Origin of the sequence: Nocardia sp. NPDC060259, from assembly GCF_042728775.1 — a bacterium.
Taxonomy (GTDB): domain Bacteria; phylum Actinomycetota; class Actinomycetes; order Mycobacteriales; family Mycobacteriaceae; genus Nocardia.
On the sequence record NZ_JBHXAY010000009.1, the window covers coordinates 67,080 to 78,717 of the forward strand.

An 11,638-nucleotide genomic window follows, 5' to 3' on the forward strand; every position below is an offset into this window, starting at 1 on the left:
AGCCGCCGAGGGGAACATGTGTTCGATCGCGGCGTCGCAGCAGCCTTACCCGGCCGCCTGGGCCGTGCACAGGAAAACCGTTGCGTTGCGGCCGATTCGGGTGATCACCAAGGTGTAGGGCTGGGTGCCGCGCTGCTTGAGCTTCTTGCGGAGGGCGTCCGGGTCGATGTCGACGCCTCGGATGAGGATCTCCAGCGGGCCGCAGTCGCGGCGGGACAGTTCCTGGCGCAGTGTCTTCTCGCGGAGTTCGAAGCGGTCCTCGATGCGGAAGCCGCGCATGCCTGAGGGGACGGTGTCGCCGGTGAGGTAGGCGATGTGCGGATCCAGTTGCCAGAGGCCGTGTTCGGCGGCGTAGTGGCGGACCAGGCCCGCGCGCACGATCGCGCCGTCGGGGTCGACGATCCACTCGCCGGGGGGCTGCTCGGGGATGTCGTCGGGGTCGGCGTCGGTGAGTGTGGTCGCGCCGCCGCGGGAATCGAGGACGGTGGCGCGGCGGGTGACGCCGGATTCGGTCAGCCCGGGCGACCACAGGCAGGCTTCGCGGACCGCGCCGTCGAGGGAGACCACCTCGATCTCGCCGTTCCAGCCGAGGCGGTCGAAATCCAGTCCGGGAGCGGACTTCACGGCGATGTCACGGCCCGCGTAGGCGGCCAGCAGGTCGGGCAGTGGGGGTTGGAGTTTCGCGGGGTCATAGGTGCGGCGACCGTCGGCTCGACGGGCGGGATCGGCGATGATCACCGTGTCCCGGGACGTGGGGGTGAGGGCATCGGCCTTGGCCAGCACTATGTTTCGTCCGCGAATCGACGAAACCGCCTCCTGCGGCGCTCCGCCGGCGCGAGTAGCGGCCTGCGTGACGGAGAGGAGGTGTGGCTCCTGCTGTCCATCGACGGCTGTGCCGAGACCGGTCGCCGACAGCGGCGCGACACCGAGGTTGTGGGCGGCCATCGCCAACCGCACCTCGTCGAGGTCACTACCGATGACTGCCGGGCACACCGCGGCCAGCTCGGCCAGTTCCGCCCCGATCGAGCAGGTGACATCGTGCACCGCCCGGCCGGCCAGCCGCGCGGCCCGGTGCCGGGCGACGAGCGCGGGCGTTGCCTGCTGCAGGGCGTCGTCGGTGAACAACCATTCGGCCGCCGCGGGCAGCTTCACCGCGGCCTTACGCCGCAACCGCACCGTCTCGATCAGCGCGGCGGCGTGCGCGTCGTGCGAACGACGCACCTGCTCGATATCGCGCAGGTGCGTCGCCGGGGTGAGCTCCAGCCGGTCGACGTCGGCGAGCGCGGCGGATCCCGCCGCGCTGCCCAGATAGGCGACGTCGTCGCGGCCGAAGCGGTACCCCACCTACTTCTGCGCCGCGCCCGGCTTCACGCCGGTGATCATCGCGTTGTAGAAGAACTCGCGCGGGACGACCTTGCGCAGGACGTTCTCGTCGAGCCAGCTCAGGCCCAGCCAGGCGCGGTACTGCGCCATGCGGTAGCCGATGGTCAGTTTCTCGTCGGGGACGGCGGCCTCGAACGTGCGCACCGGCCAGCCCCACAGGGCGGCGGCGAACTCCTCGGTGGTGGCCTTCACGTCGACGGCACCGGCCGACTTGGCCATCTTCTCGAGATCGCTCGGGTCGAAGGTGTGCAGGTCGACGACGGCCTCGAGCGCGGCGGCGCGGGAGGACTCGTCCAGCTCGGTCTGCGGGCGGCGCCAGCCGGACAGGAACGGCAGCTTGGTGATCTCGGTGGTCACCTTCCAGGTGGCCTGACCGAGCTTGCGGGCGTAGAGGTTGCCGATGGTGGTCGGCTCACCGGCGAAGACGAAACGTCCGCCCGGCTTGAGCACCCGCAGGCACTCCTTGAGCGCCAGCTCCACGTCCGGGATGTGGTGCAGCACGGCGTGGCCGCACACGAGGTCGAAGGTGTCGTCGTCGTACGGGATGGTCTCGGCGTCGGCGACACGGCCGTCGACGTCCAGGCCCAGGTGCTCGGCGTTGCGCAGCGCGACCTTGACCATGCCGGGCGAGAGGTCGGTGACCGAGCCCTTCTTCGCGATGCCGCCCTGCATCAGGTTCAGCAGGAAGAACCCCGTGCCGCAGCCGAGCTCGAGCGCCCGTTCGTAGGGGAGCGGGGCGGGGCCGACCGCGAGGTCGAACCGGCCGCGGGCATACGCGATACAGCGTTCGTCATAGGAGATCGACCACTTGTCGTCGTATGTCTCCGCTTCCCAGTCGTGATACAGGACCTGGGCGAGCTTGGTGTCCTTCAGCGCTGCTTCGACCTCGGCCTCGGTGGCGTGCGGGTTCGGCGCCGGGTCATCGGGGTGGACCGTCATAACCGCCAAGAGTAATAGGAGACCCTTGGCACGCAATGGGCGGTCTTGTTTCCGGCGGTTCCACTTGGTCGATCGACCGGTCTCAGCTCACCGGCCGGTGAAAACAGCGCTGTTCGGGCCCTCCGCGGCGAAGGTGCGGGTGCCGGTGCGGGCGTCGTCGGTGGCGAACAGCGCCGACCATTCGGTGACGGCGGTGGAGTGACCGTGCGGGCCCGCTTCGAAGACCGCCTTGGCGGCCGCCAGGGCGCGCGGCGCGGCCGTCACGAACTGCTCGGCCCAGCGGCGGGCGGCGGTGAGGACGTCGTCGGGGGCGACGACCTCGTCGACCAGACCGAGCTTCGCGGCTTCCTCGGCGTCGACGAATCGACCGGTGTAGACAAGGTCCTTGGCGCGGCTCGCGCCGATCAGCAGCGACAGCCTGCGGATCCCCGACAGCGGGATCAGTCCCGCCTTGATCTGCGGCAGCCCGAGTTTGACGTTGTCGCCGATGATCCGGTGGTCGGCGCCGAGTGCCAGCTCCAGACCGGCGCCGAGGCAGTAGCCGGTGATCGCGGCGACCGTCGGCTGCGGCACCCGGGTGAGGCAGCCGAGGGCGGCTTGCAGGTCGGCGGCCATGGCGGCCGCCTGCTCGGCGTCGAGCTCGGCGAGCTCGGTCATCTCGTCGCCCGCGCTGAACACCCGCTCGTCGCCGTAGACGATGAGCGCGGCCACCCCGGGGTGCCTGCCCACGGTCTCGGCCGCCGCGGCGACCTCACGGGCAAGCTGGGCGTCGACGAGGTTCAGCGGCGGACGATCGATGCGCAGCAGCGCGACGCCGCGAGCGGTCGGCTCGGCGGGCAGCTCGAGGGTGACGAATTCGGCCATGCGGCCAACCTACCGGCCGCCCAGTGCACCCAGCTGCGGCAGCTCCGCGAAATACCGGCCGTTGTCCGGGAAGTCGGTCAGCGGCGGGCCCTCGGCGTTGGGCGTGCAGTGCGGCATGATCGGGGTGATCGCCCGGTCGGCGGCCAGCACGGCCGCGGTATCGGCGAAACCGCACAGGCCGTCGAGCTGCGACCACGTCGGCGGCAGCAGGACGTGCTCGCCCGCCCGCCAGCTCGCCAGGGCGTCCTGCGGAGTCGCCCAGAGGACCTGGGCGGCCTCGGAGGTCGCGCCGTCGGCGATCTGGCCCTGCGGCAGCACGGCGACGAAGAACCGGGTGTTGTAGCGGCGCGGTTCGGCTTCGGGAGTGATCCAGTTCGACCACGGACGCAGCAGATCGGCACGCAGCACCAGACCCTCGGCCGCGAGGAAGGCCGCGAGCGACAGCTCACGGCGCTCGAGCTTGCCGCGGGCCTCGCGGTAAACCGCGGAGTCGTCGACGACGGTATCGGCGGTAGGCCCGGCCAGCAGCACGCCGCATTCCTCGAAGGTCTCCCGGACCGCGGCCGCGACCAGCGCCTGGGCCGCCTGCTCGGTCGTCGCGAAACGCTCGGCCCACCACGCCGGTGCGGGTCCTGCCCAGGCGATGTCGGCGGTGCCGTCGGCGGCGTCGACGCCACCGCCGGGGAAGACGGTCATCCCGCCCGCGAACGCCATTCCGCTGACGCGCCGCTGCAGGAACACCTCGATGCCCGACCCACCGTCGCGCACCAGCATCACCGTCGACGCGTCGCGCGCGGCTACCCCGGACTCACTCATACCCGTTCCTCTCCACCGCCGGGCGCGGCCCGGCGACCGACTCCGACCGGCCCCATCGCCTGCCGGAGCACCGGGCAGGCCGCGCGTGTGACGCGCGGCCGCGACTCCGGCCTCCACTGCACCCTAACGCCTGCTTGGTTAGCGGTGGAAACAGTTCAGCCGGGCGGGTGCTGTCCCGCCCTCCCGGTTCCCACTGAGTGGACGTCAGGCGCGGCGGTGCTGCCCCGCCCGGCGCGCCCTGCGGGCGAACCAGCGCCCGTCGACCCGGTCCAGCGCGATGGACTGGCTGAACGCGGCGCTGAGGTTCTCGGCGGTGAGCACGTCCTCGAGCAGACCCTGCCCGACGACCTCGCCCTCCCTGAGCAGCATGGCGTGGGTGAAGCCCGGCGGGATCTCCTCCACGTGGTGGGTCACCAGGACCATCGCGGGCGCGTCGGGGTCGGCGGCCAGATAGCCGAGCCGCTCCACGAGTTCCTCTCGCCCACCCAGGTCGAGGCCGGCGGCGGGTTCGTCGAGCAGCAGCAGTTCCGGATCGGTCATCAGGGCGCGTGCGATCAGCACCCGCTTGCGTTCGCCCTCGGACAGGGTGCCGTAGGTGCGGTCGGAAAGGTGTTCGGCGCCCAGGGTTTCCAGCATGTCGACGGCGCGTTCGGTGTCGATGTCGTCGTAGCGTTCGCGCCACCGGCCGAGCACCGCGTAGCCTGCCGACACCACCAGATCGCTGACCTTCTCGTCGACGGGAATGCGGCTGGCCACCGCCGCCGAGGACAACCCGATGCGCGGGCGCAGCTCGGTGACGTCGACGCGACCGAGGGTCTCCCCCAACAGGTTCGCGTCACCGGAGGTCGGATGGACCTCGGCGGCGGCCATTCTCAGCAGCGAGGTCTTGCCTGCCCCGTTGGGGCCTAACACCACCCAGCGTTCGTCGAGCTCGACCTGCCAGCTGACCGGGCCGACGAGCGTTCGGCCCGAGCGGCGGATGGTCACGTCGGAGAAGTCGATGAGCAGATCGGGATCGGGTTGCGACACGCGCTCCATCTTGGACCACGCGGGCCCTCAGCGGAACGACCGGCCCGAGTGGGATTCGTCGTTGCTGGTCGGCGCGGAATCGCGGTGCCCGCCCTGCTCGCCGCGCAGCATCCTGGCGGCGAGAAACGAGATCGGCACCGAGAGCACCACCCACACGATCAGGATCACCACAATCGTCGTCACCATCGCGGAACCTCCCTACGCCTGGCTGCCTGGACCGTCGGTTTCATATACCCCCACGATCCCCCAGATACACCCCGCCGTGACGGCGAGTCGCGAAAACCGGCACCAACCGGCAGGATTCGGCCGCGCGTGCCGGTGGGTCAGGCCTGGGCGGGCACCGCGATCACCGTCATCGAGCCGGGCGCCACCTCGGTGAAGCCCGCGTCGCGCACGGCGACAGCGCGACCGGCGGCCACCTCGGCCACCAATCCAGCCCACCGCTGGTCGTCGGCATCGCGGACCGCGCACCGGAAGTCGTGCTCGGCCCAGGCCGCCGCGGCCGTCACCGGCATGGCCCCCGCCAGCAGCATGCTCGCGTGCCCGACCTGGGCGGCCGCCTTGCCGACCGACATCTCGAGCGCCGCGTTGACCCACAGCACCGGCAGCCGCGGGTCCGGCGGGCCCGGCTCGTCGTGCTCGAGATCGGTGCCGCCGATCTGCAGCTTGCGGATCCGCTGGTCGATCGCGCCCACCGGGCCGGGAACGAACGCACGCGCCTGCGCGCCGTCGACCTCGATCGTGACACCGTCGACCGCACCCGCGGACACCCACTGCGAGCCGCGAGCCCGCCGGGCCACCTTCCTGATCCTGGACCGCTTCCACGCCAGATACCGCGGCTCCCACTCTCCGCCCGGCCCGGAGCGCGGGTCGAGACAGACGGCGACGGCAGCGGCCGCCGCGGCTTCCAGGAGCGCGCTGCGGGCGGGCGGATGGGTCTTCGGGATGTGCAGCACCATCTGCATCGCCTGGACCATGGCCGGGTCGTCCGGGTCGCCGTTGCCGCCGTAGCCCCGCGCCAATTCGGCGTGCCGCACAGCGAATTCGGCCGCGGTGTCCCTGACCTCCGCCTCGGTCTCCACGCTGCTCAGTTCCGCGCTGCCCATGCCACAACACCCGATTCGATCGACGCCACCAGTCCGGCCCAGCCTAGCGAGCCGACCGGACGGTCTCCGTCGCCACTACGCGACCTGCACGGACAGGATGAACTGCGGCCCCGGCTCGATCGGTGGCTGACTGGCCGGGCCGAAGACGAATTGGATGGTCGCCATGCCGGGCCCGATACCACGGAACGGCCACACCGTGCTGTCGCCCTCCGACTGGGGTGGCTCCGCGGACAGGACACCCTCCTCGATGTTCACCGGTATCCACTGCTCGGTGTCGTCCGGCTTCTGCGGTAGCCGGACCAGCAGGAGCTGACCCAGCTCCACGCCGACCGTCCCGCCGTTGAAGGTCTGGTCGACCTCGACCGGGCTCACCGCGGCCGCCGGTGCGGTGGTCGGCAGCTCGATTGTCGTCGAGGTGCCGGACGAGTCGTCGCCACATCCGGCGAGCAGGCCCGCGAGGGTGGCCAGGACGAGCAAGCCTCGCGGAACCGAGCGACCAGCGCCCGTAGCGTCCGCTCGAGCCGCGAGCAGGACTTTCCGCACGGAACTCTCCCAACGCCGAAGGACACCCTGCGCTGGAGGCTAACGCCGTGCCGGGCCCGTCCGGCCGCGACGCGCCAGTGACTACCGCCCGAGCAGCGGAACCCGGCGCACCCCGCCGTCGCGGGCGTCGGCCGCCTCGACCTCGTCGCGGGTGACGCCGAGGATGAACAGCACCGCGTCCAGATACGGATGCGACAGCGCCGTGTCGGCCACCTCGCGCAGCGCGGGCTTGGCGTTGAACGCCACGCCGAGCCCGGCCGCGTTGAGCATGTCGATGTCGTTGGCGCCGTCGCCGACCGCCACGGTCTGCTCCATCGGCACACCCGCGTCGGCGGCGAACTTGCGCAGCGCGGTCGCCTTGAAGGCCCGGTCGACGATCTCGCCGATCACCCGGCCGGTGAGCTTCCCGTCGACGATCTCGAGGGTGTTGGCCTGCACGAAGTCGAGTTCCAGCTCATGCGCGAGCGGCTCGATGACCTGCCGGAACCCACCGGAGACCACGCCGCAGCGGAACCCGAGCCGACGCAGCGTGCGGATGGTGGTGCGGGCGCCGGGGGTGAGCTCGATCCGGTCGGCGACCTCCTCGATCACCGACTCGTCGAGACCTTCCAGGGTCGCGACCCGCTGGCGCAGCGATTCGGCGAAGTCGAGCTCGCCACGCATCGCGGCCTCGGTGACCTCGCGGACCTGCTCCTCGACACCGGCGTGCGCGGCCAGCATCTCGATGACCTCACCCTGGATCAGGGTGGAGTCCACGTCGAAGACGATGAGCCGCTTGGCGCGACGGGCCAGCCCGGCCCGTTCCACGGCGATGTCGACCTGCTCGGCGACGGCGACGTCGGCCAGCGCGGTGCGCAGCCGGGAATCGGTGTCGGCGCCGGTGTCGGTCGCGGTGACCATCAGTTCCATGCCGGTCACCGGATAGTCGGCGATGCCGCGAATGGTGTCGATATTGGCGCCGAGGGCGGCGAGCATCCGCGAGATCGCGCTGAACGCGTGCGCGGTGACGGGGGCGCCGAGCACCACCACGGCATGCGTCGACATCGGCGGCTTGCCGATCTGCGCGTCGACGGACACGTCGACCTGCATGCCGACGGTGTTCATCGCCTCTTCGAGCTCGTCCTGCAGCGCCTCGGGGTCGTTGGGGCACGACACCAGCACACCGAGGGTGAGCCTGCCCCTGATGACGACCTGCTCCACGTCGAGCAGGCTCACCTGATGCCGCGATAGCGCTGTCAGCAGCACAGAAGTGACGCCAGGTCGGTCGGGGCCGGTGACGGTCACGAGAACTGTGGTGTCTGCCAAGTCGATCTGCTCCATATCCGGGCCCTTCCCTGGGGTGAGCCGTAAATGCGCAACTTAGTCTAGAAATAGCGCGTGCACCTGCTGGTCACCCAGCAGGTGCACACCCTCGGTCTTCCGGTGTTTTCTACTTCTTCGCCAGCGTGCCTTCGGCAACGTGCGTGGCGTGCTTGGCCGAGCCCCAGCCGACGTGCGCCTCGGCCTTCATGCGCTCGACCATGTGCGGGTAGTGCAGCTCGAACGCCGGACGCTCGGAGCGGATGCGCGGCAGCTCGTAGAAGTTGTGCCGCGGCGGCGGGCAGGTGGTGGCCCACTCCAGGGAGTTGCCGTAGCCCCACGGGTCGTCCACCGTGACGACCTCGCCGTAGCGGTAGCTCTTGAAGGTGTTCCACACGAACGGCAGCATCGACGAGCCGAGGATGAAGGCACCGATGGTGGAGATCGTGTTCAGCGTGGTGAAGCCGTCGCTGGGCAGGTAGTCGGCGTAGCGACGCGGCATGCCCTCGGCACCCAGCCAGTGCTGCACCAGGAAGGTGGTGTGGAAGCCGACGAAGGTGGTCCAGAAGTGCCACTTCGCCAGGCGCTCGTCCATCATGCGGCCGGTGATCTTCGGGAACCAGAAGTAGATACCCGCGAAGGTGGCGAACACGATGGTGCCGAAGAGCACGTAGTGGAAGTGCGCGACGACGAAGTACGAGTCGGTGACGTGGAAGTCCAGCGGCGGCGAGGCCAGGATGACGCCCGACAGACCACCGAAGAGGAAGGTCACCAGGAAGCCGATCGACCACAGCATCGGTGATTCGAACGTCAGCTGACCGCGCCACATCGTGCCGATCCAGTTGAAGAACTTCACACCGGTCGGGACCGCGATGAGGAAGGTCATGAAGGAGAAGTACGGCAGCAGCACGGCGCCGGTGGCGTACATGTGGTGCGCCCACACCGCGATCGACAGCGCCGCGATACCGAGGGTCGCGTAGACCAGCGTGGTGTAACCGAAGATCGGCTTACGGCTGAAGACCGGGAAGATCTCGGACACGATGCCGAAGAACGGCAGCGCGATGATGTAGACCTCGGGGTGGCCGAAGAACCAGAACAGGTGCTGGTAGAGCAGGATGCCGCCGGTGGCCGGGTCGTAGATGTGGCCGCCCAGGTGGCGGTCGTAGGCCAGGCCGAACAGCGCCGCGGTCAGCAGCGGGAACGCGAGCAGCACCAGGACCGAGGTCACCGCGATGTTCCAGGTGAAGATCGGCATGCGGAACATGGTCATACCGGGCGCGCGCAGGCAGACCACGGTGGTGAGCATGTTGACGCCACCGAGGATGGTGCCGAGACCGGAGACGGCCAGACCCAGGATCCACAGGTCGGTGCCGACACCGGGCGAGTGCAGGATGTCGGTCAGCGGCACGTACGCCGTCCAGCCGAAGTCCGCGGCGCCACCGGGGGTCACGAAGCCCGCGGTCGCCATGGAGCCACCGAACAGGTACAGCCAGTAGCTGAACGCGTTCAGTCGCGGGAAGGCGACGTCTGGGGCGCCGATCTGCAGCGGGAGGATGATGTTGGCGAAGCCGAACACGATCGCCGTCGCGTAGAACAGCAGCATGATCGTGCCGTGCATGGTGAACAGCTGGTTGAACTGCTCGGGCGAGAGGAACTGCAGACCCGGGCGGGCCAGCTCGGCGCGCATGAGCAGCGCCATGAGACCGCCGACCAGGAAGAAGCTGATCGCCGTCACCAGGTACATGGTGCCGAGCACCTTGGGGTCGGTGGTGGTGACCGCCTTGTACAGGAACGAGCCCTTGGGCCCGGTCCGAGCGGGATACGGTCGAGTCGCTTCCAACTGAGGGACTGGCCTGGGCTCTACCGCAGTCACTGATCCTCCTGAAGATGCCTGTACGTCACTCGCAGGCCCTCCGTCCTCCGGTCAGAGGCAGACGACGGTCAGCATGCGTTGGAGTGAATCGTAAACCGTGCTGCCGCAGCATCACGAGCGGGTCCTACTCTGTGTCGTATTCAGCGCGCCGTAGACGAACGACGGCGTATCCGACCGACACCGTTCTCGATCTTCCTCCGCAGGTCGCGCGGGTGCAACGGTTGCCTGCGATGACTTTTCGGGTGCCGCGACGTCATGATCTATGACGGTGGGCACGTTCCGCCACCGTCTCTGTCGAGCTATTCCCCCGCAGCCGAGGAGTCGTCATGTCCGTCAGCATCCAGCCCGGCGATCCCACCTGGGTCGATCTCTACACCGCCGATCTCGACCGCGCCATCGCCTTCTACGGCGAACTGTTCGGCTGGACCGCCGAACGCGGCGGCGAGGAGTTCGGTGGCTACACCACCCTGCGCAAGGACGGCAAGGCCGTCGCGGGCGCGATGAACCGCGTCCCCGACGACGGCGATCCGTTCCCCGACCGCTGGACCGTCTACCTGGCCGCCGACGACGCCGCGGCGACCACGGCGAAGGCGAGCGCCGCAGGCGCCAACGTGTTCGTCGAGCCGATGGCGGTGGGCGAGCTGGGCACCATGGCCGTGCTTGCCGATGTCGGCGGCGTCGGTGTCGGCGTGTGGCAGGCGGGCGAGTTCCCCGGCTTCGAGGCGATCGGCGACGTCGCCGACGGTGTCTGGAGCAACCACGACGGTGTGCCGTCCTGGTTCGAGCTGATGACCCGCGCCTACGAGCCGTCGCTGACCTTCTACCGCGAGGTCTTCGGCTGGCGTGACCCGTTCACCGTGGCCGACTCCCCCGAGTTCCGCTACACCACCCTCCACGCGACCTCCCCGATGCGCGGCGGCGTCATGGACGCCACCGGCCACCTCCCCGAGGGCATCCCCGGCGCGTGGACGACCTACTTCGGCGCCGACGACGTCGACAAGACCGCCGCCACGGCCGTCGCCCTCGGCGGCGCCGTGGTGTTCGACCCCATGGACACCCCCTACGGCCGCCTGGCCGGTCTCACCGACCCGACCGGCGCCCACTTCAGCATCGGCGGCAACGCGCGCTGAGCGGGGTGGCGACGCGTCGTCCGCGTCGCCACCACGGGTTCAACCACCTTGGGGTGGGAAACGCACCCCCCGGGGGGTCACCCCCCAACGCTGGGGTCGCTGTCGGAGTCCCCGCCCGGCGACGACAGTAGAGGCATACGAAAAGCACCTCCTACCAGCGCCAAGGGGACACCACGATGAGCACGATGACCACCGCGATCGCCGACAACGTCATCCAGCTGCCCCGTCGGCAGTCCACCCCGATCGCCACCGATGGCCATCTCGCCGATGCCGATCTGGATCGCTGGGCCAACCGGCTGGCGCGACTGCTGCTGAGCCGCGGCGCCACCGCGGGCGCCCGGATCGCGCTGGCGGTCGGCGCCGCGACCGAGGCGATCGTCGCCGAGGCGGCGGTGCGCAAGATCGGCGCCGTGCCCGTCTCCGCCGCCGACGACGAGTTCGTCTTCGGCGCCTACCTCGGCATCACCACCCGGGCCGACCGGCCCGAGCTGACCGATGTCGTCGACTGGCTGGTCCTCGACGATCGCTCGACACTTCAGCGTTATCTGGTCAGCTCGGACGCGCCGCTGTCCACCAGGGATCTGGCCGCGGTCTCGTAGAACCCATTCCGGTCCGGTCCGCACAGGTTCAGAATGGACCTGGATCGCGGAACGCAG

At 69.8% G+C, this 11,638-nt stretch carries 12 protein-coding genes; 2 read left to right on the forward strand and 10 right to left on the reverse strand.

Annotated features, from left to right (window positions below):
* Window positions 1-45: 45 nt before the first annotated feature.
* The 10 genes from ACFWF2_RS06580 to ctaD all read right to left on the reverse strand — a co-directional run bounded on the left by ACFWF2_RS06580 (window position 46) and on the right by ctaD (window position 9,852).
* Window positions 46-1,344, reverse strand: coding sequence for a class I SAM-dependent methyltransferase (locus ACFWF2_RS06580; RefSeq protein ID WP_379305282.1), 1,299 nt, complete (start codon window positions 1,342-1,344; stop codon window positions 46-48).
* Window positions 1,345-2,322: a class I SAM-dependent methyltransferase gene (locus ACFWF2_RS06585; protein ID WP_189027215.1), complete on the reverse strand. Its 978-nt coding sequence runs from the start codon at window positions 2,320-2,322 to the stop codon at window positions 1,345-1,347.
* A gap of 87 nt (window positions 2,323-2,409) precedes the next feature.
* Window positions 2,410-3,186 (reverse strand): enoyl-CoA hydratase-related protein, encoded by a 777-nt coding sequence (locus ACFWF2_RS06590; RefSeq protein WP_379305284.1) that lies wholly within the window; start codon window positions 3,184-3,186, stop codon window positions 2,410-2,412.
* A 9-nt stretch (window positions 3,187-3,195) separates the two neighbouring features.
* Complete coding sequence (locus ACFWF2_RS06595; RefSeq protein ID WP_379305286.1) at window positions 3,196-4,002, reverse strand: NUDIX hydrolase; 807 nt, start codon at window positions 4,000-4,002, stop codon at window positions 3,196-3,198.
* A 204-nt stretch (window positions 4,003-4,206) separates the two neighbouring features.
* Window positions 4,207-5,040, reverse strand: a complete 834-nt coding sequence (locus ACFWF2_RS06600; protein ID WP_189027208.1) for an ABC transporter ATP-binding protein — start codon at window positions 5,038-5,040, stop codon at window positions 4,207-4,209.
* Window positions 5,041-5,058: 18 nt separating this feature from the next.
* A complete protein-coding gene (locus tag ACFWF2_RS06605) occupies window positions 5,059-5,217 on the reverse strand; it encodes a hypothetical protein (RefSeq protein ID WP_379305288.1) in 159 nt (52 codons plus the stop codon).
* Between the two features lie 137 nt (window positions 5,218-5,354).
* On the reverse strand, window positions 5,355-6,137 hold the full coding sequence (locus tag ACFWF2_RS06610; RefSeq protein WP_379305290.1) for a peptidyl-tRNA hydrolase: 783 nt from the start codon (window positions 6,135-6,137) through the stop codon (window positions 5,355-5,357).
* A 75-nt stretch (window positions 6,138-6,212) separates the two neighbouring features.
* The gene (locus ACFWF2_RS06615) at window positions 6,213-6,680 is read right to left on the reverse strand and encodes a hypothetical protein (protein ID WP_379305292.1); all 468 of its coding nucleotides are present in this window, start codon (window positions 6,678-6,680) and stop codon (window positions 6,213-6,215) included.
* A gap of 81 nt (window positions 6,681-6,761) precedes the next feature.
* Complete coding sequence (serB, locus tag ACFWF2_RS06620) at window positions 6,762-8,000, reverse strand: phosphoserine phosphatase SerB (protein WP_379305294.1); 1,239 nt, start codon at window positions 7,998-8,000, stop codon at window positions 6,762-6,764.
* 109 nt (window positions 8,001-8,109) lie between these two features.
* Window positions 8,110-9,852, reverse strand: coding sequence for a cytochrome c oxidase subunit I (gene ctaD / locus ACFWF2_RS06625; protein WP_189027200.1), 1,743 nt, complete (start codon window positions 9,850-9,852; stop codon window positions 8,110-8,112).
* Window positions 9,853-10,178: 326 nt separating this feature from the next.
* Here ctaD and ACFWF2_RS06630 point away from each other — a divergent pair, with 326 nt between their 5' ends.
* A complete protein-coding gene (locus tag ACFWF2_RS06630) occupies window positions 10,179-10,982 on the forward strand; it encodes a VOC family protein (protein ID WP_379305296.1) in 804 nt (267 codons plus the stop codon).
* A 176-nt stretch (window positions 10,983-11,158) separates the two neighbouring features.
* The gene (locus tag ACFWF2_RS06635) at window positions 11,159-11,581 is read left to right on the forward strand and encodes a hypothetical protein (protein ID WP_379305298.1); all 423 of its coding nucleotides are present in this window, start codon (window positions 11,159-11,161) and stop codon (window positions 11,579-11,581) included.
* The last annotated feature ends 57 nt before the right edge of the window (window positions 11,582-11,638 follow it).